This is a genomic window from Nocardia sp. FBN12, assembly GCF_054031145.1.
This window is the reverse complement of record NZ_CM132926.1, coordinates 5,245,630-5,266,222: the sequence shown is the minus strand read 5'-3', so window position 1 is coordinate 5,266,222 and position 20,593 is coordinate 5,245,630. Positions and strand designations below refer to the sequence as shown.

Sequence of the window (20,593 nt, the reverse complement as noted above, 5' to 3'; positions counted from 1 at the left end):
CGCGAGTGTGGCCGCACGCCCACCGCGTTCACATCGAATCTTCGGTTCACGAGGTGTATTCGTGCTGCCCGAAAACGGTTCGATCTGCTGTTCTTTCGCGATACGAGGAGGCTCTGGTGCACGGTACGGAGTTGGGTGGGTTCAGCGCGCGACCGCAGGAAGCGCAGGTCGAAGGTCTGCCGTTTCCGCTGACCCCGGCTCAGCTGGGTGTCTGGTACGCGCAGCTGCTCGACCCCGACGTCCCGATCACCATCGCCCAGTACGTCGATATCGACGGTGAACTGGATCCCGCTGTGCTGCAGCAGGTTACGGCCGAGGCGGCGCACGCTTACGGTTCGCCGCTGGTGCGTATCGGCGAGTCCGACGGTGTTCCGCACCAATACGTCGACCATGGCGTTCCGGTCGAGCGGGAACTGCCGCTGATCGATCTGCGCCACCACGACGATCCTGTCGCCGCCGCGCAGGAATGGATGCGCGCGGAGTTCGGCGCCCCCATCGACCTGCTCACCGATCGGCTGGTGGCGGGTGCCGTGCTGCGCGTCGGCGAAGCGCGCTGGTTCTGGTACCTGCGCGGCCATCACATCGTGCTCGACGGGTACGGCGCGTTCACCCTTTCCCAGCGCATTTCCGAGCTCTACACCGCGCGGCTACTCGGTACCGCGCCGCGCGAGGTGGTGCCGGGCGAGCTGTCCGCGCTGGTCGAGGGCGAACAGCGGTATCGCGAGAGCACTCGTTTCGTCGGCGATCGCGAGCACTGGGCGCAGCGGATCGCGGGCCTCGACAGCCCCACCGCGCTCGACGCCCGCACCGCGCCGCGTTCGGCGATCAACCTGGTGACCGGCGGACGACTGTCGGAAAAGCTGGTCGACCGCCTGGAAACCATTGCCGCCAGCGATGATTCGACGATCTCCGCAGTGCTGCTCGCCGCCTTCGCCGCCTACCTCGGCCGCCTCACCGACCGCCCCGACGCGGTGCTGAGCCTGCCCGTCACCGCCCGCACCACCGCGGTCATGCGTCGTTCGGCGGGCATGCTGTCCAATATCGTGCCGCTGCGCCTGCCCACGGGCGCGGCGGGTTCGGCCGCCACCTGGGGTGAGCTGCTGCGCGCGGCCCGGGTCGAGGTCGCCGGCGCGCTGCGTCATCAGCGCTACCGCGCCGAGGACATCCGCCGCGACGCCGAGGACGACGGCCGCCCCGCCCGGCGCGCGCTGTTCGGTCCGCTCGCCAACTTCATGCTCTTCCGCAGTGACCTCACCCTCGGCACCACCACCGGTCGCTACCGGGTGCTGTCCACCGGCCCGATCGAGGACCTGAGCCTCAACGTCTACTACGGCGACCGCGACCGTGTGCACGTCGACTTCGAGGCCAACCCGCACCTCTACGGCGCCGACACCCTGGCCAGGCACCACGCCCGCTTCCTCGGCTTCCTCGAGCGCCTCGCCGCCGCCGATCTGGACACCGCGCTGAGCGCGATCGAGGTGGCGACCGAGCTGGAACTGCAGGTCAGCACGCGGATCTGGAATTCCACCCGGTTCGATGTGAACGCCGCGCTGGCCGAACGTTCGGTGCCGGTGGCGACGCTGCCGGCGATGTTCGAAGCCCAGGTCGCGCGTACACCCGACGACGTGGCCGTCCGTATGGCGACGTCTTCGCGCACGGATGCGAGTCGGGATGCCGGCGCCGCGGATGCCGATGACCTGACATATCGCGAGCTGGCCCAGCGCGTGAATCGGCTGGCCCGGCGCCTGCGGGCGGATGGCATCGGCCCGGAATCGCTGGTGGCACTGAGCATTCGGCGTTCGCCCGAGCTCGTCGTCGCGATGTACGCGGTGCTGACGGCGGGCGCGGCCTATGTGCCGATCGACCCCGATCACCCGGCCGATCGCATCGCGCACATCCTCGCCACCGCCGCTCCGGCCGCCGTGCTCACCACCACCCGCGACGGTATGCCGGTGGACGGCCTACCGGTGCTTGCCGTGGACACCCTCGACCTGAGCGACTACGACGCCGCCCCGCTGACCGACGCCGACCGCACCGCGCCGCTGCGCCCCGGGCACCCCGCCTACGTCATCTTCACCTCCGGCTCCACCGGTCTGCCCAAGGGCGTCGCGGTAGGGCACGCCGCGATCGTGAACCGCCTGGTGTGGATGCAGCAGACCTACCGGCTGCACGGTGTCGACGTGGTACTCCAGAAGACCCCGGTGACCTTCGACGTCTCGGTCTGGGAGTTCTTCTGGCCCTTGCAGATCGGTGCCACCCTGCTGCTCGCTGAGCCGGACGGCCACCGCGACCCCGCATACCTGCGGCGGGTGATCGTCGAATATGGCGTCACTGTCGCGCATTTCGTGCCGTCGATGCTCGAAGTCTTTCTCGCCCAACAGGACATCGCCGAGCGCACCTCGCTGCGGCTGGTCTTCGCCTCGGGCGAGGCGCTGCCTGCCGCGCCTGCCCAGCGGCTGCGGCTGCTGACGGGGGCACGGCTGCACAATCTCTACGGCCCGACCGAAGCCGCTGTCGATGTCACCTTCCACGAGGTCGACGACGGCGACCGGGTCACGGTGCCGATCGGCGCGCCGGTGTTCAACACCCGGCTCCATGTTCTCGACTCGCGGCTGCGGCCAGTACCGGTCGGGGCTCCGGGTGAGCTGTATCTGTCGGGGGTACAGCTCGCCCGGGGTTATGTGGGTCGTGCCGAACTCACCGCCGGACGTTTCGTCGCCGCGCCGGGTCCGGCCGCGACAGATTCCGCGCCGGGCAGTGCGGTCCCCGCGCCCGGCGAGCGGATGTACCGCACCGGCGACCTGGTTCGCTGGACCACCAATGGTGAATTGGAATACCTGGGGCGCACCGACTTTCAGGTGAAGGTGCGTGGTCTGCGGATCGAGCTCGGCGAGATCGAGGCGGTGCTGGAGAGCGTCGACTCGGCGGCCCGCGCGGTGGTCGTGGTCCGCGACGACGCGGGCGCGGGCGAGCAGCTGGTCGCCTATGTGGTGGAAGCCGAGACGGGCGCGGTCGCGATCGATGAGCTGCGCGAGACCGCGCTGCGCGCGCTGCCCGCCTACATGGTGCCTGCCGCCTTCGTGCTGCTCGACGCCCTGCCGGTGAACGCCTCGGGCAAACTGGATCGCAAGGCACTGCCCGCTCCCGCCCGCACCGTCGTCACCTACGCCGAGCCGGTCGGTCCGGTGGAGCAGACGGTAGCCAGGGTCTTCGGCGAGGTCCTCGGCCTCGATCGGGTCGGCCGTGACGACGACTTCTTCGCCCTCGGCGGCAACAGCCTGGTCGCCACCCAGGTCGCGGCCCGCCTCGGCGCCGACCTGGGCTGCCGCCTCGGCGTGCGCGACCTGTTCGGCGCGGCCACCGTCGCCCGCCTCGCCGCCGCCATCACCGACCGTGCCGCCACCGGGGTCTCGGATCGGCTCCCCGTGCTCACCGCAGGTTCCCGCCCCGCCCTGATCCCGCTTTCCCCTGCGCAACAACGCATCTGGTTCCTCAACCGCTTCGACCCCTCGGCCCCCGGCTACAACATGCCGTTCGTCATCCGCATGCGCGGCACCGCTGACCTGCCCGCCCTGGTCGCCGCCCTCCACGCGGTAGTCGACCGCCACGAAGCCCTGCGCACCGTGTTCCCCGCTGTCGACGCCCCTGGTGGCGAAGTCGCCGAGCAGGTCATCCGCGATGCCGGACGGGTCCGAATCGGCGACCCCGTCGCGGTGTCGGCCGCCGACCTCGACGCCGAACTCACCCGATTCGCCCGCGCGGGCTTCGATCTCGAGCGCGAGGCACCCTTCCGTGCACGCATCCTCCTCGTCGACGCGGAGTCGGCGGGGGAGTGCGTACTCGCCGTCGTGCTGCATCACATCGCGGCAGACGGTGTTTCGCTCCAGGTGCTGGTGCGCGACGTGCTCACGGCCTACCGCGCCGCCACCGATGGCGTCGAACCCGATTGGTCGCCGCTGAGTGTCCAGTACGCCGACTACGCCCTGTGGCAGCGCGAACTCCTCGGTGCCGAAGCGGATCCGCAGTCGCTGGCTTCGCGTGAAATCACCTTCTGGCAGCGGACTCTCGCCGCTCTGCCCGACCAGCTCGCGCTGCCCTCGGCTCGGCAGCGTCCGATCGAACCCAGCATGCGCGGTGCCCGCACCGCTTTCACCATCGATGCCGACCTGCACCGTCAGCTCGCCGACCTGGCGCAGCGGGCCGGGGCGTCGCTGTTCATGGTTGTGCACACCGCGCTGGCCGTGCTGCTCGCGCGCCTGTCCGGCACCACCGATATCGCCATCGGCACCGGTGTGGCGGGCCGCGGCGACCGCGCCATCGACGACCTGATCGGCATGTTCGTCAATACCCTCGTCCTGCGCAGCGAGGTCGACCCCGCCGCGAGCTTCACCGCGGCCCTCGAGCAGACAAGAGAAACCGACCTGGCCGCCTTCGCGCATGCCACCATCCCCTTCGATCGCCTGGTCGACGTCGTGAACCCGGCTCGCTCGCAGTCCCGGCACCCGCTGTTCCAGGTGGCGCTCAACTTCCAGGCCGTCCTCGACACCACCTTCGAACTGGCGGGTTCGCCGGTGACGGTGGGCGAGATCGAACTCGACATCACCAAATTCGACCTACAGCTCACCCTCGCCGAACGGCGCAGTGCCGCAGGCGAACCGGCGGGTATCGACGGCGTCACCCGCTATGCCACCGACCTGTTCGACGAGTCCGAGATGCGCACGTTCGGTGCGCGTTTCGTGCGGCTGCTCGCCGCCGCGGTCGCCGCACCCGGCACCGCGGTCGGTGACCTGCCGCTGCTGTCGGCCGCCGAACACTCCCACCTCACCAATATGCGCGGCGTCCCGGTCACCGCCACCGGTCTGCTGCCCGACCTCCTCGCGGACGCCGTCGCGGTCGATCCGGAGCGCGAGGCCGTCACCGACGGCGACCGCGTCCTCACCTACCGCGAACTCGACCGCGCGTCGTCGCGGCTGGCCAGGGTCCTCATCGACAGCGGCGTCGGCCCCGATGACGTGATCGCCGTCGGTATCCCGCGCTCCATCGAGTCGGTCCTCGCGGAGTGGGCGGTGGCCAAGTCCGGTGCCGCCTGGCTGCCCGTCGACCCGAGCTACCCGCGAGATCGGATCACCCATATGGTGACCGATTCCGGTGCGCGACTCGGTCTTACGGTGTCCGAGTCGCAGGCCGCGCTCCCCGGCCCGATCGACTGGCTGGTCCTCGACGAGCTGAAGCTGATGGCCGAATGCGCGTGGCGTTCCGGCGATCCCGTCACCGACCTCGACCGGGTCCGCCCGCTGCGCGCCAAGCACCTCGCCTACGTCATCTATACCTCCGGCTCCACCGGCCTGCCCAAGGGCGTGCTGGTCACCCAGGCGGGGATCGCCGGATTCGCCGCCGAGGAGACCGCCCGCATGTTCGGCACCGCCGACGCCCGCGTCCTCCAGGTCGGCTCCCCGTCGTTCGACATCTCGGTGATGGAGTTCCTGCTCGCCGTGAACTCCGCCGCGACCCTGGTGATCGCCCCACCGGGACGCCACGTGGGAGCCGAACTGGCCCAACTGCTTTCGGAGCAGCGCGTCACGCACACCTTGCTGACCCCGTCCGGTCTGGCTGTGCTCGACCCCGCCCCGCTCGACACCCTGCGCATGGTGATGGTCGGCGGCGAAGCCTGCCCGCCCGACCTCATCTCCCGCTGGACCACCGGCCCCGTTCCGCGCGCGTTCGTGAACGCCTACGGTCCCTCCGAGACCACGATCGCCACCAACATCAGCGCCCCTCTCACCGCCGATTCGCCGCTGACCCTCGGTACGCCACTGCGCGGAATCACCCAGTGGGTACTCGACTCTCGATTGCGTCCGGTCCCCACCGGGGTGGCTGGCGAACTATATGTCGCGGGCGCCCAGGTGGCCCGCGGGTACCGCTCCCGCGCGGCACTCACCGCAGCCCGTTTCGTCGCCTGCCCGTGGTCACCGTCCGAGCGCATGTACCGCACCGGCGACCTGGTCCGCTGGAGCACCGAAGGTACCCTCGAATACTTGGGTCGCAACGATGACCAGGTCAAACTCCGGGGTTTTCGCATCGAACTCGGCGAAGTCGAGTCCGCGCTGCTCGCTCACTCGCCGGTGCGCCAGGCCGTCGTCCTGGTCCGCCCCGACGCCCACCGCGGCGACCAACTGGTCGCGTACCTCGTTCCGCGGGAGTCCGCCGCTGGGCGCGGGGCCACCACTGCGGATGCGCAGCGGGACACGGCCGAAGGCGTGCGAGCCGACCTGGACGTCGAGCTGATCGCCGCCGCCCTGCGCGGCGCCCTCGCCGCGCACATGGTTCCGTCCGCATTCGTGGTGCTCGACGAGCTGCCGCTCACCCCGAACGGCAAGCTGGACCGGAAAGCGCTGCCGGATCCGGTGTTCGCCGCGCGGTCTTTCCGCGCGCCGGCCGACGGCATCGAGTCCGCGGTGGCTCGGGTGTTCGGTGAGATTCTCGGGATCGAGCAGATCGGGGCCGACGACGACTTCTTCGCACTGGGTGGCAACTCGCTCGTCGCCACCCAGGTGGTGTCGCGGCTCGGGGCCGCGCTCGGTCGCACGGTGTCGCTGAAGGCGCTGTTCGAAGCACCGACCGTCACCGCGCTCGCAGCCCTGCTCGGGTCGGCGCAAGCGGTCGCGCCGAGGCCGCCACTGGTGGCAGGTGAACGCCCGCACCAGATTCCGTTGTCCTACGCGCAGCAGCGCATGTGGTTCCTGAACCAGTTCGACGCCGAATCGGTCGCCGACAATATCGCCGCCGCCATCCGCCTGACCGGCGCCATCGACTACGCCGCCATGAACGCGGCCGTGGCCTCGGTGTTCGCCAGGCACGAGGCCCTGCGCACCCGCTATCCCGCTGTCGACGGTATCCCGTTCCAGCAGGTACTCGCCGCCGACCAGTTGACGATCACCCTCGAACCACACGCGATCGCCCCGGTCGACCTCGACAACCGGATCCGCGCAGTGGCCGCCGTCCCGTTCGCGGTCGACCGGGAGCCCCCGGTCCGCCTGCACCTGCTGCACACCGCCACCGACGAGCACGTCCTTGTCCTCGTGCTGCATCACATCGCCGCCGACGGCTGGTCGGTCGCCCCGCTGACCCGCGACGTGATGGTCGCCTACGCTGCCCACCTGGCAGGCACCGCACCCGAGTGGACCCCGCTGCCGGTGCAGTACGCCGACTTCGCCCTCTGGCAGCGCGCGGCACTCGGCGCCGAGGACGACGCCGATTCCAGCGTGTCCCAGCAGGTCGACTTCTGGACCGCGGAACTGGCGGACCTTCCCGACCTGCTGGCCCTGCCGAGTGATCGCCCCCGTCCCGCCGTCGCCTCGGGACATGGTGCGCGCCAAGCGTTCACAGTTCCCGACGCGATCACCGAACGGCTGCGCGCAATCGGTGCGGATGCCAGTGCCTCGCTGTTCATGGTGCTGCACACCGCATTCGCCATCACCCTCGCCGAACTGTCCGGCCAGCACGACATCTCGATCGGAACTCCGGTCGCAGGCCGCGGCGACCAGGCGCTCGACGACCTCGTCGGCATGTTCGTCAACACGCTTGTGCTGCGCACCCGGATCCGCCCCGACGCCACCTTCGCCGAACTCCTCGGCACGGTCCGCGACCGTGACCTGCGCGCCCTCGCCAATGCCGACGTCACCTTCGACCGCCTCGTCGAAGCGCTCAACCCCGAGCGCTCGACCGCGCGGCACCCGCTGTTCCAGGTGATGCTCGACTTCCAGAACACCTCCCGAACCGAACTCGAACTCGCGGGTTTGACCGCTTCCGAGATCGAGATCGACACCCGGACAGCCAAATTCGACCTACACCTCACCGTGCGTGAGACCGGGGACGGCCTGCTCGCCCGCTTCGAATACGCAACCGACCTGTTCGACGCGCAGACCATCACAGATTTCGGCACGCGCTTGCTGCGGCTGCTGGATACGGTGACCGCCGATCCCAACGTCGTGATCGGCGACATCGACCTCCTCGACACCGCGGAGCGCACCCGCCTGCTCGACACCTGGAACGCCACGGCGTACCCGGTCGACGAGCGCATGACGCTGGCTTCGCTGTTCAGCGCGCAGGCCACGCGGACCCCGGACGCGATCGCGGTGACTTTCGACGGCGAGTCGTCCGAGGACCACCCGGCATCGAGTCACGGTGTGACGCTGTCGTATTCCGAGTTCGCCGCCGAGGTGAATCGGCTCGCTCGCCTGCTGATCTCGATCGGTGTCGGTCCCGACCGCACGGTGGCTCTCGGCATGCGGCGCTCGACCGACCTGGTCGTCGCCATATACGCGATCCTCGCCGCGGGTGGTGCCTACGTGCCGCTCGACCCGGACCACCCGGCCGAGCGCATCGCCCAGGTTCTCGCCGCCGCCGACCCGGTCTGCGTGCTGACCCGCGCGATCGACGACCTCGACGTCACCGCCGTGGCCGCCGACAGCACGCACCGTCGCGTGATTCTCGACCTCGAGCAACTCGACACCGCGGATTACTCGCCCGAGCCGATCACCGATGCCGACCGCCTCGCCACCTTGACCCCCGGCAACGCCGCCTATCTGATCTTCACCTCCGGCTCCACCGGCCGGCCCAAGGGTGTCGTGATCACCCATGGCGCCATCGTCAACCGGCTGGTGTGGATGCAGGACGCCTACCGCCTCACCCCCGGCGATGTCGTCTTGCAGAAGACCCCCGCGACCTTCGACGTCTCGGTCTGGGAGTTCTTCTGGCCCTTGCAGATCGGTGCCCGCCTCGTCCTGGCCCGCCCCGACGGCCACCGCGACCCCGCCTACCTGGCCCAGCTGATCGACACCGAGCAGATCACCGTCGCCCACTTCGTCCCGTCGATGCTCGCGGTCTTCGTCGCCGCCCTCGACGACGCTGATTCGCGCGGCGAGTGCGCATCGCTGCGCATGGTGTTCGCCTCGGGCGAGGCATTGCCGCCCGCGCCCGCGCAACTGCTGCGCCGGCTCACCGGTACGGCTGTGCACAACCTGTACGGGCCCACCGAGGCCGCGGTCGACGTGACCTTCCACGAGGTGAGCGACGCCGACACCGTCACGGTGCCCATCGGCGCACCAGTGCACAACACCCGGGTGTATGTCCTCGACAGCCGGCTCCGCCCGGTCCCCGTCGGCGTCCCCGGCGAGCTGTATCTGGCGGGAGCGCAACTCGCGCGCGGCTACGCGGGTCGCGTCGATCTGACCGCGGACCGCTTCGTCGCCGACCCCTTCGCTACGGGCGAGCGGATGTACCGCACCGGCGACCTCGTCACCTGGACGCGGGGTGGTGAACTGGAGTACTCGGGCCGTACCGACTTCCAGGTGAAGCTTCGTGGTTTGCGGATCGAACTCGGCGAGATCGAGGCCGCACTGTCCGCGCTGCCCGAGATCACCCAGGCCGCCGTCATCGTGCGCGACGACATCCTGGTCGCGTATCTCGTCGCGGCACAGCATGTCGATGTCTCGGCGGTGAAGTCCACGCTCTTGCGTTCCCTGCCCACCTACATGGTCCCCGCGGCCTTTGTCGTCCTCGACGAGTTCCCGCTCAACGCCTCCGGCAAGCTCGACCGAAAGTCGCTCCCCGCACCGCGTTTCGAGGCGGCGGTCTTCCGCGCGCCGTCCACCGAAGTGGCGCGCGTCATCGCGGCCACCTTCGCCGCGGTGCTCGGATTCCCCGCCGATCGCGAAGTCGGTCTCGACGACGACTTCTTCGCCCTCGGCGGCAACTCCCTCAACGCCACCCAGGTCGCCGCCCGCCTCGGTGCCGCCCTCGACACCCAGATCCCGGTTCGGCTGCTGTTCGACGCGCCGACGGTGGCCGAGCTGGCTGACCGATGCACCGCCCTGCGCGGCACCGGTGGCCGCCTCGAACTCACCACTCGGGAACGGCCACAGCGTATTCCGCTGTCCGCCGCTCAGCGGCGCATGTGGTTCCTCAACCGCTACCTCGCCGACGTCGACGGTATCGGCGACGCTGTCGACAACATCCCCATCGCGCTGCGCCTGACCGGCGACCTCGACGTCAATGCCCTGAAAGCGGCGATCGCCGACGTGATCGCCAGGCACGAAACTCTGCGCACGAGTTACCCCGAAGTCGCAGCGGGCGCAGATGATTCCGAGCGCCGCGATACAGCGGGCCGGAATTCGACCGCCGGGTCGGCGAATGCCGCGTGGGCGACCCCGATCCAGCTGATCGCCGACTCGATCGACATCCCACTTCGGGCCGAAGCTATCGCGGAAGCCGAGCTGCCGACGCGCCTGTTGGCCTGCGCCGCGGTCCGCTTCGACCTCACCACCGAAATCCCGTTTCGCGCAACCCTGTTCACGGTTGACGCCGATCATGTGCTGGTCCTCGTGCTGCACCACATCGCCGCCGACGGCTTCTCCCTCGGCCCGCTCGCGGCCGACCTGATGACCGCCTACGCCGCCCGCCGCGACGGCACCGGTCCCCGCTGGTCCCCGCTGCCGATCCAGTACGCCGACTACACCCTCTGGCAGCACGAAAACCTCGGCGACGCACTCGATCCCACGTCTCGCGCGCACACCCAACTCGACTTCTGGCGCCACGGCCTCGCCGGCCTCCCCGAGCAGCTCGACCTGCCGACCGACCGTCTCCGCCCCGCCGAGTCCACCTACCGTGGCGCCGTCCATCGCTTCCAAATCGACTCCGATCTGCACAGTGAACTGCGCGAACTGGCCCGCAAACACGAGGCCACCCTGTTCAGCACCGTGCACGCCGCACTCGCCGTGCTGCTGGCCCGCCTGTCCGGCGGCAGTGACATCGCCATCGGCACCCCGGTCGCGGGTCGCGGGGAGGCCGCCCTCGACGGCCTGATCGGCATGTTCGTCAACACCCTGGTCCTGCGGACCCAGATCGACCCGCGCGCCGAATTCGAAACCACCCTCGACGCCGTCCGCGCGGGCGACCTCGATGCCCTCTCGCACGCCGACATCCCGTTCGAGCAGGTCGTCGATGCCGTGGCTCCGGCGCGAGCCCGCAATCGCCACCCCCTGTTCCAGGTGGCACTGGTGCTGCAGAACTTCACCGTTCCCGCATTGGAGGCCGCGGGGCTGCGCGTCGAACCCGTCGATTTCGACGCCGCGGTCGCGAAGTTCGATCTGCAGTTCACCATCGGGGAGTCCGACGATATCGACGGGCGCGCGAACGGGTTGTCCATCGAAATCGCCTACGCCACCGAGCTGTTCGATGCGGGCAGTGTCGCGGTGCTGGCCCGGCGCTTCACCCAGGTACTCGCAGCTGTCGTCGCCGACCCGACCGTCGTGGTGGGTGACATCCAGCTACTCAGTGCCGAGGAACAGCAGCGCACGCTGCACGATTGGTCCGCCACCGGAGCTTCGGTGGCTGCCGCCGATACCATCGTGGACCGGTTCGCCCGCGTCGCCGGCCGCGACCCGAACGCCATCGCCGTGAAGGCGGGTGACGCCACCCTCACCTACGGCGAGCTCGACGCCTGGTCCAACCGGCTCGCCCGGCGTCTCGTCGCCGCGGGCGTCGGACCGGAATCGCTGGTCGCGGTGGCACTGCCGCGTTCGGTGGAACTGCCTGTCGCGCTACTCGCCGTGCTGAAGGCGGGCGGCGGCTACCTGCCGATCGACCCGAACTACCCCGCCGACCGCATCGAGTACATCCTGGACGACGCCCGTCCCCACTGCGCCGTCACGAACGGCGACACGGGCCTGCCACGTGACTGGTTCGGTGGCCCGGTCATCGCCCCGGCCGCCGGCAACCTGTCCGATTTCGCCGCCGAATCCATGACCGACGCGGACCGGCGGTCGCCGCTGGTTGCCTCGAATACCGCCTACGTGATCTACACCTCCGGCTCGACCGGGCGTCCCAAGGGTGTTGTCGTCCCGCACGCGAATGTCGGTGCCCTGCTGGACAACACCGCGAACCGGTTCGATTTCGGCCCGTCGGATGTGTGGACGATGTTCCACTCCTACGCCTTCGACTTCTCGGTGTGGGAACTGTGGGGCGCGCTGCTCCACGGCGGGTCGATCGTCCTGGTCGACTATTTCACCTCCCGCTCGCCCGATCAGTTCCGCGAACTGCTCCGCACCGAACGCGTCACCGTCCTCAACCAGACGCCGTCCGCGTTCTACCAGCTCATCGCCGCGGACCTGGCCGCGCCCACGCCTACCGAATACGCCTTGCGCACAGTGATCTTCGGTGGCGAGGCGCTCGAACCTCAACGCCTCGCCGGCTGGTTTGCCCGCTACCCGGATTCGCCGCGCATGGTGAACATGTACGGCATCACCGAGACCACCGTCCATTCCTCCTACCGCGAGATCACGCCGAACACCGGCTCCGCCAGCGTGATCGGTGGCGCAATCGCGGGACTCACACTGCGCGTGCTGGATTCGCGTCTGCGCCCCGTCCCGCTCGGCGTTCCAGGCGAGATCTACGTCTCCGGACCACAATTGGCGCGCGGATACCTGAGCCGCCCCGACCTGACCGCGAGCCGCTTCGTCGCCGATCCCTACGGCCCTGCGGGATCTCTCGCCTACCGTTCGGGCGACCTCGCTCGCTGGACAGTGGTATCCGACGACGTCGCCGAGCTGCCCGCCTCGGCCCGCGCCGACGCGGAACTCCCGGGTCTGCCTGCGCTCGATCAGGGATCGCTCGAGGCTCGCGCTACTCGCGTCGATCTCGAATACCTGGGTCGCGCCGACCAACAGGTCAATCTCCGTGGCTTCCGCGTAGAGCTCGGCGAGGTCGAGGCTGCGCTGCTGCGCAGTTCGGTCTCCCCGCGCGAGGTCGCGGTGCTGGTCCGTACCGATCTCGTCGACGAGCCGCGGATCGTGGCGTATCTGGTCGCGGAGTCCGCCGAGCTCGATACCGCCGCCCTGCGCAAGGAATTGGCGCACACCCTGCCCGAGCACATGCTCCCGGCAGCCGTCGTGCTGGTCGACCGCATCCCGCTGACGGTCAACGGCAAGCTCGACCGCGCCGCCCTGCCCGCACCCGTCTTCGAGACCACGTCCTATCGCCGGCCCGTCACGATCACCGAGCAGATCATCGCCGACGTCTACACCGAGGTCCTCGGCCGTACCGACGAGCAGCCGATCGGTGCCGACGACGACTTCTTCGCACTCGGCGGCAGCTCGCTGCTGGCAGCCAAGGCCGTCGCTCGCATCGGCGCGGCCCTTGACCGGCGCGTCGGTGTGCGGACCCTGTTCGAGGCACCGCGCGTCACCGAGTTGGCCGCCGCGGTCGACGCCCAGTCCCAGGTCGACCGGCCCGCGCTCGTCGGCCGGGCCCGCCCCGAACTCCTTCCGCTGTCCCCGGCCCAGCAGCGCATGTGGTTCCTCAACCGGTTCGACCGCGCCTCGGTGGCCTACAACATCCCGTTCGCGCTGCGCCTGAGCGGTGCGCTCGACGTCGACGCGCTGCGGGCCGCGATGGCCGACGTGGTCGCCCGCCACGAATCGCTGCGCACCGTGTACCCGGACGTCGACGGCACGCCCGTGCAGTCGATCATGGGCGCCGCCGAGGCGATGCCGACGCTCGCGCCGGTGGTGACCAGCGAATCCGCACTTCCCGCCGCGATTCGCGAACTGGCCGAGACCACCTTCGATGTCACCGCCGAGATCCCGGTGCGTATGCGCCTGTTCGAGGTGTCCGACACCGAATTCGTGCTCGCCGCCGTCCTGCACCACATCGCGGCAGACGGTTCCTCCATCGCGCCCTTCGTCGCCGACCTGATGCGGGCCTACACCGCTCGCCTCGCCGACACCGCGCCCGGCTGGGCACCGCCCGCCGTGCAGTTCGCCGACTACGCACTGTGGCAGCGCGATCTGCTCGGTGACGAAGCCGACCCGCAATCCGTCGCCGCCCAGCAAGTCGGCTACTGGCGAACGCAGCTCGCTGGACTGCCCGATCAGCTGGCGCTGCCCACCGACCGCCCGCGACCGGCCCGCCAGAGCTTGCGTGGCGACAAGGTGAGCTTCACCGTCGATGCCGACCTGCACGCCGCACTGTCCGCCCTCGGCCGCACGAACGGCGCCACCCTGTTCATGGTGGTGCACGCGGCCTTCGCGGCCCTGCTGGCCAGGCTCTCCGGCACCGCCGACATCGCCGTCGGCACTCCGAACGCGGGCCGCGGGGAAGCCGAACTCGACGAGGTCATCGGCATGTTCGTCAATACCCTCGTCCTGCGCACCCAGGTCGCGGGCGACGCGCCGTTCACCGACCTGCTCGCCGCGGCCCGAACCGCCGACATCGCCGCGTTCTCGCACGCCGACGTGCCGTTCGAGCGGCTGGTCGAGATACTGAATCCGGCCCGCTCCACCGCGCGGCACCCGCTGTTCCAGGTCGGCTATTCGTTCCAGAACCACGATCGCGGCCGGCTGGAACTGCCCGGCCTGACTGTCTCCGCCATCGAATTCGACTCCGGTGTAGCCCAGTTCGACCTGCACCTGTTCGCTCTCGACAACTACACCGCCGACGGTGCTCCCGCCGGCATCGAGATGGCCCTCGGCTACGCCACCGATCTGTTCGACGCCGAAACGGCCGAGCGCGTCGCCGGACAGCTGCGCCGGATTCTCGAATCCGTCGTCACCGCGCCGGATTCCGCGGTCGGTGCTCTCGACCTCCTCGGCAGCGACCGTGCGCTGCTGCTCGAGACCTGGAACGACACCGCCCATCCGGTCGAGTCGACCACGCTCGCCGAACTGGCTGCCCGCCAGGCGAACCGAACCCCCGGCGAGCTCGCGCTGGTGGACGACGAGACCGGCGAGTCCCTGGACTACGCCACCTTCGACGCGCAGGTCAACCGTGTCGCCAGGCTCCTGATCGCCGAAGGAGTAGGCCCGGAGCGCACCGTCGTCCTGGCGATGCGGCGCGGGATCGACCTCGTCATCGCGATGCACGCCGTAGTCCGGGCGGGCGGCGCGTACGTGCCGATCGACCCCGATCACCCCGCCGACCGCATCGCCTACATCGTCACCACGGCGGCACCGCTGTGCGTGCTCACCACCGCCGCCGACGGTTTGCCGATCCCCATGGACGTTCCCGTCTTCGAACTGGATCACCGGGCGCTGCGGGAGCTCTCGAGCGAGCAGGTGACCGATGCCGAGCGCGTCGCTCCGCTGCGCCCCGAGCATCCCGCGTACATCATCTTCACCTCCGGCTCCACCGGGCGCCCCAAGGGTGTCACCGTTGCGCACTCCGCGATCGTCAACCAGCTCGCCTGGCTGCACGACCGTTTCGCGATGGCCACCATCGACCGAGTCCTGTTGAAGACGCCCGCCACCTTCGACCTCTCGGTCTGGGAGTTCTGGTCACCGCTCACCTCCGGCGGGGCCTTGATCGTCACTCGCCCCGGCGACGAGCGAGACCCGGATCGACTGCGCGACATCATGACCCGCCACGGCGTCACTGTCCTGCACGCCGTGCCGTCACTCGTCAGCATGCTCCTGACCACTGAAACCGCACCCGCCCTGCCGGTTTCACTACGTGCGGTGCTCGCCATCGGCGAAGCGCTTCCCGTGGCGACTGCGGATCGGTTCCGGGCCGGCGGTACCCACGCGGTCCTGCACAACCTGTACGGCCCGACCGAGGCGGCGGTCTCGATCACCGAACACGAAGTGGCACAGGAACTGTCGCATGTGGTGCCGATCGGAAATCCCGCCTGGAACAGCAGCCTGTACGTCCTCGATGCTCGCCTGCAGCCGGTTCCGATCGGTGTCGCCGGAGAGCTGTACCTGTCCGGCGACCAGATCGCCCGCGGCTACCACGGCCGCAGCGCCCTCACCGCCGATCGCTTCGTCGCCAACCCCTTCCCGATCGCCGAACCCGCTGAGCCGCGGTTGGCGCGCAGCTCCGAGACCTCCACAGCAGCTGTAGGTCACCGCCACACCGGCTCGCGGATGTACCGCACCGGCGACATCGTGCGCTGGCGGGCCGACGGCACCCTCGAGTACCTCGAACGCGCCGACTTCCAAGTCAAGATCGGCGGTTTTCGCATCGAACTCGGCGAAGTCGAAACAGCACTGTCGCGCTGTGCCGATGTCCGCGCCGCTGTCGCGGTCGCCAGGGTCGACGAGCGAGCAGGTGCCCGCCTGATCGCCTACGCCGCGGTCGCCGACCTGACCCCGGGCGAAGAATCTGTGGTCGCCGCCCGGCTGCGCGCCGAACTCGCTGCCGACCTGCCCGCCTACATGGTTCCCGCTGCCCTGGTCGTACTCGACGAGTTACCACTCAACGCCAACGGCAAGGTCGACCGCGCCAACCTGCCCGAGCCCGAGTTCGCCGAGGCTGCCTTCCGCGCCCCGGTCACCGAGGTCGAACAGCTTGTCGCCCAGACCTTCACCGAGGTGATCGGTTGCCCGGCGGCCGGACTGGACGACGACTTCTTCGCCCTCGGCGGCAACTCCCTCATGGCCACTCGCCTGGCCGCCCGCCTCGGCGTCGCACTCGGCACCCAGGTTCCGGTCGCCGCGGTCTTCGACGCCCCGACGGTCGCCGCACTGGCCGAACATCTGGCCACCGCCGACCGCACCGTCGCCCGCCCCCCGCTGCGCACACGCACGGGCGAAGGCCCCGCGGTGCTCTCGCCCGCGCAGCAGCGCATGTGGGTCCTGCACCAGCTGTCACCCCAATCCTCGGCCTATCACATCCCCGCTGCCATCCGCCTCACCGGCGACCTCGACCTCTCCGCCCTGCAATCGGCCATCGCCGACCTCCTGGCCCGCCATGAAACCCTCCGTACCCGTTACCCGGACACCGCGGCCGGCCCCATCCAGCAGGTGATGCCCGCGTGGTCCGCCGCCGTCGACCTCGCGCCCATCCCGGTCGAGCCCACCGATGTCGAAACCCGAATCGCGGCACTCGTCGCGCAGCCCTTCGACATCACCGCCGCGCCACCGATCCGCGTCGCCCTCTACCGCCTCGGCGACGACGATCACGTCCTTGTCGTCGTGGTGCACCACATCAGCGCCGACGGCTACTCGATCGACCCGCTCACCCGAGACCTCGTGCGCGCCTACGTGGATCGCAGCAACGGCCGCGAACCAGGGTGGGCCCCGCTGGCCATTCAGTACGGCGACTTCAGTGCCTGGCAGCGCGAGCTGCTCGGCTCCGATACCGATCCCGGCAGTGTGCTCACCCAGCAACTGACCTACTGGACCCGTGAACTCACCGGCGCCCCGGAGCTGCTGGCTCTGCCCACGGACCGGCCACGCGCCGCCAGGCGTGAAATGCGCGGCGCGGTCGTCGACTTCGCGCTCGGCTCGACGCTGACTCGCGATCTCGACAGCGTTGCCCGGACACACGGAACCACGCTGTTCACCCTGGTGCACAGCGCTATGGCGGTCCTGCTGGCCAAACAATCCGGCAGCGCGGACATCATCATCGGCGCGCCGGTATCCGGTCGCGGCGCCCGCGAACTCGACGACCTCGTCGGCATGTTCGTCAACACCGTCGCCCTGCGCACCGAGGTCGACGCACGAGCGCCGTTCACCGATCTGCTCGCCCAGGCCAAGCGCCGCGACCTCGCTGCCCTCTCGCACGCCGACGTTCCGTTCGAGCAGGTAGTCGATGCCATCGGCCGCACCCGCACCGGCGCCTACACCCCGCTGTTCCAGGTGATGCTGACCTTCCAGAACATGCCACCGGGCGGCATCGACCTACCCGGCCTCCACGTCCAGGCCCTTGACCCCGGCCTCACCGAAGCCAAATTCGACCTGCACGTCACCGCCATGCAGCGATATACCGGCGACGGCACCCTCGACGGTCTCGACGTTCATTTCGGTTACGCCACCGATCTTTTCGATGCGCCGACGGTAGAGGTCCTGGCCGAACGATTCCGAAAGATCCTCGCCGCCGTCGCCGCCGATCCCACCGTCGCCGTGCGCGCGATCGACATGCGCACCGACGCCGAACAGACCCCGACCACCTACACCGTCGCCGACCTCCCGAACCTCGTCGGTTCGGCAGCTCGGCTCGCGCCGGCGACCGTGGCATTCGCCCACGGCGAGCACGCCATCTCCTACGGTGCCCTCGACGCCAAACTCACCGCGGTGAGCAGGGCGATGGGCGCGAAGATGAAACCCGAAGCGCTGGTGAACGTCGCGCTTGCCGGGCTCGTGCCCGGCGTGCTCGCCGCACTCGGCGCGGCCGGTCTCACTTCCACTCTGCAAACACTGGTGACCGATGCCGCCGCGGTAATCGCCGGGGCGGCATCGGTTGACGACTCGGAAGGACAACTCTGATGTCGCACACGGATTCGGTCACAACCGCCGCCACCCTCGCCGCGCTGCTGCGTGACCTGGACGGCGAACGCCCGCGTGACCCGGCGACCCTGCTCGCCGCCTTCTCCGCCCACGCCGACCGCGAACCGGACATCCTCGCGGTGCGCGACGGCGAAAGTCGCTGTACCTACGGCGAATTGGCTGTGCGCGTCGATGCGCTGGCCGCGGCTCTGGTCGAACACGGCGTCGGTCCCGAGACCACCGTCGCGGTGTCGCTGCCGCGTTCGATGGAACTCGTCGTCGCCGCGCACGCGGTGCTCGCCGCGGGCGGCGCGTTCGTCCTGCTCGACCCAGCTGCCCCTGGTGACCTGCAACGACGCGCCGCCGCATTGGCTGCGTCGACCGTGATCCTCACTACCGACGCAACACCGCACCCCAGCGGTTTCCCGGTGCTCTACACCGATGCCACCGCCGACATCGCCCCCGACGAGCTACCAGGGCCGGGTGCCGACAATCCCGCCTACCTGGTGGTCGACGTGGTCGCCTCGGCTGCCGTGGTCGTCGGACATCGCGCGGCACAGGCGAATTCGAATTGGCGCCAGCGGCTGTGTGGCATCGGCTCCGGCGACTCCGTGCTCTGGCACGCGCCGCTGACCGGGCAGGCCGCGGTGGGGGAGATGCTGCTCGCGCTGCAGACCGGCGCCACGCTCGTAGTCTCGCCTACCGCGGTACTCGCCGATGCCATCGCCGAAACTGGCGTAACCGCAGCATGTTTCGATCATCACGAGCTGGCGGAACTGGCGGCGCTGCCCGATGCCGAAGAACGTCTCGACTCGCTGCGTGTGGTACTGGGCTCGGGTGGATCGCTGCTCGCGAAGACCGCTGCCGCCCTGCGCGAGGTGAGCGGAGCGACGCTGTGGCACGTCTACGGCAGGCCCGAGACCGCGGGCGAGTTCGTCGCACACGAGGTGACCGGCGCCGACCTGGAGGTGGTGCCGTTCGGCTCGGCCGCCGATGATGTCGAACTGCTCATTCTCGACGAACACCTGTGCCCGGTCGCCGACGGCGAGATCGGTGAACTCTACGTCTCCGGCGTGCAATTGGCGCGCGGATACATCGGCAGGCAGGCCACGGCCGCGACCTTCCTCGCCAACCCCATCGGCCCGGTGGACGACCGCATGTTCGCCACCGGCGACCTGGTGCGCCGCAGACCACCGGGCGACGCCTGGACCGCCGAGATCGAATTCGTCGGCCGCATCGACGACGGGCCCTACTCCCGTTCGGTCGGCCTACCCGGCGAGCTACTGCTCGACGAGTTCGAAGCCCAAGCTGCCGCAACCCCTTTCGACCCGGCCGTCGTCCATGCGCCGAACGACGGCCCGACCTCGATCATCACCTACGGTGATCTCGACCGGCGCACCAACCAGCTGGCCAGGCACCTGACCGCCCTCGGCATCGGCCCGGAATCCGCTGTGCTCGTGAATGTTCCACGCTCCATCGACTTCGTGGTCGCCACCTACGCGGTCCTCAAAGCCGGTGGTGCGGTGGTTCCCGTCGACACCACCGTGCTGCCACCCATCGCCGACCCCGCACTGGCGCTGACCATCGCCGCCCGCGGGCACCTCGGAACCTACGACATCCCGACAGTCACGATCGACCGGGTCACGCTCTCGGCCTACTCCAGTGAACCGATTTCCCGCAGCGAACACCGCACGCCGATCCTGCCGCAACACCCCGCCATCGTGCTGTTTCCCCCCGGCACCACGCACAGCGTCACCATCAGCCACGCCGCCGCGGTCCACCGGGTCACCGCCATGCAGGCCCGCCACCACCTCACCACCCGCGACACCTACCTGCACCAGGCCCACACCGGCGACACCACCGCCTGGCACGGCTTCCTGCTCCCGCTGCGCGTCGGCGCGACCGTGGTCCTCACCGAACCACCGGACCCCACCCGATTAGCCGCCCTCATCACCACCTACGGCATCACCACCACCGACTTCACCCCGTACCACGAACCCCCCGCGGGTGACCGGCTGTACCGCACCAGCGACCTCGCCCACACCGAAATAGAAGGCACACCGAGCACTCTGACCCACCTCAGCGCCCTGATCAGAAAGGCCACCCCATGACCAACCCCTTCGACGACGACAACGCCCAGTTCTACGTCCTGGTCAACACCGAAGGCGAACACTCCCTCTGGCCCACCTTCGCCGCCGTCCCCGGCGGCTGGACCGTAGCCTTCGGCGCCGCCCCCCGCACCTCCTGCCTGCACTACGTGGAATCCCACTGGCTCGACATGCGCCCCAACTCCCTCATCGCCGCCATGTCCAACAAGCCCTGACCAGCGCGGC

General features: G+C 69.6%; 3 protein-coding genes. All 3 read left to right on the top strand.

Annotation, left to right across the window (positions count from 1 at the left end; translation table 11 throughout):
- The first annotated feature begins 116 nt into the window (after window positions 1-116).
- Genes ACWZHB_RS24695 through ACWZHB_RS24685 form a run of 3 tightly spaced genes read left to right on the top strand, consistent with a single transcriptional unit; the run spans window position 117 to window position 20,583 of the window.
- On the top strand, window positions 117-18,260 hold the full coding sequence (locus ACWZHB_RS24695) for a non-ribosomal peptide synthase/polyketide synthase (RefSeq protein WP_427904193.1): 18,144 nt from the start codon (window positions 117-119) through the stop codon (window positions 18,258-18,260).
- Window positions 18,260-20,371 carry an AMP-binding protein gene (locus ACWZHB_RS24690; RefSeq protein WP_427904192.1) on the top strand — a complete coding sequence of 704 codons (2,112 nt, stop codon included), beginning with the start codon at window positions 18,260-18,262 and terminating at the stop codon, window positions 20,369-20,371. Before ACWZHB_RS24695 ends, ACWZHB_RS24690 begins: the two co-directional genes overlap by 1 nt.
- Window positions 20,368-20,583 (top strand): MbtH family protein, encoded by a 216-nt coding sequence (locus ACWZHB_RS24685; protein ID WP_266293539.1) that lies wholly within the window; start codon window positions 20,368-20,370, stop codon window positions 20,581-20,583. Before ACWZHB_RS24690 ends, ACWZHB_RS24685 begins: the two co-directional genes overlap by 4 nt.
- Window positions 20,584-20,593: the final 10 nt, after the last annotated feature.